We start from the raw sequence: 1,140 nt of genomic DNA on the forward strand, positions 1-1,140 counted from the left end.
GTGAAATAGATTCTGAAACCATTTACTTACAAGTAGTCAGAGCACGTTAAAGTGTGATGGCGTACATCTTGCAGTATGGGCCGGCGAGTTATGTTAATATGCAAGGTTAAGCAGAAAAAAGCGGAGCCGTAGGGAAACCGAGTCTGAATAGGGCGACTTTAGTATATTGGCATATACCCGAAACCAGGCGATCTATCCATGAGCAGGGTGAAGGTTAGGTAAAACTAAGTGGAGGACCGAACCGTAGTACGCTAAAAAGTGCCCGGATGACTTGTGGATAGCGGTGAAATTCCAATCGAACCTGGAGATAGCTGGTTCTCTTCGAAATAGCTTTAGGGCTAGCGTATAGTATTGTTTAATGGGGGTAGAGCACTGAATGTGGAATGGCGGCATCTAGCTGTACTGACTATAATCAAACTCCGAATACCATTAAAATTAAGCTATGCAGTCGGAANATAGCTGGTTCTCTTCGAAATAGCTTTAGGGCTAGCGTATAGTATTGTTTAATGGGGGTAGAGCACTGAATGTGGAATGGCGGCATCTAGCTGTACTGACTATAATCAAACTCCGAATACCATTAAAATTAAGCTATGCAGTCGGAACGTGGGTGATAACGTCCACGCTCGCGAGGGAAACAACCCAGATCGTCAGCTAAGGTCCCAAAATTGTGTTAAGTGAGAAAGGTTGTGAGATTTCATAAACAACTAGGAAGTTGGCTTAGAAGCAGCCACCTTTTAAAGAGTGCGTAATTGCTCACTAGTCAAGAGATCTTGCGCCAATAATGTAACGGGACTCAAACACAATACCGAAGCTACGGGCACATTATGTGCGTTAGGAGAGCGTTTTAATTTCGTTGAAGTCAGACCGTGAGGACTGGTGGAGAGATTAAAAGTGAGAATGCCGGCATGAGTAACGATTCGAAGTGAGAATCTTCGACGCCTATTGGGAAAGGTTTCCTGGGCAAGGTTCGTCCACCCAGGGTTAGTCAGGGCCTAAGATGAGGCAGAAATGCATAGTCGATGGACAACAGGTTAATATTCCTGTACTTGGTAAAAGAATGATGGAGTGACGAAAAAGGATAGTTCTACCACTTACTGGATTGTGGGGTAAGCAACAAGAGAGTTATATAGGCAAATCCGT

At 44.2% G+C, this 1,140-nt stretch carries 1 rRNA gene; it reads left to right on the forward strand.

Annotated features, from left to right (window positions below):
- Positions 1 to 1,140 (forward strand): 23S ribosomal RNA (locus IE091_RS18330); the annotation flags it as partial.

It is taken from the genome of Vreelandella hamiltonii (assembly GCF_014651775.1).
GTDB lineage: Bacteria > Pseudomonadota > Gammaproteobacteria > Pseudomonadales > Halomonadaceae > Vreelandella > Vreelandella hamiltonii.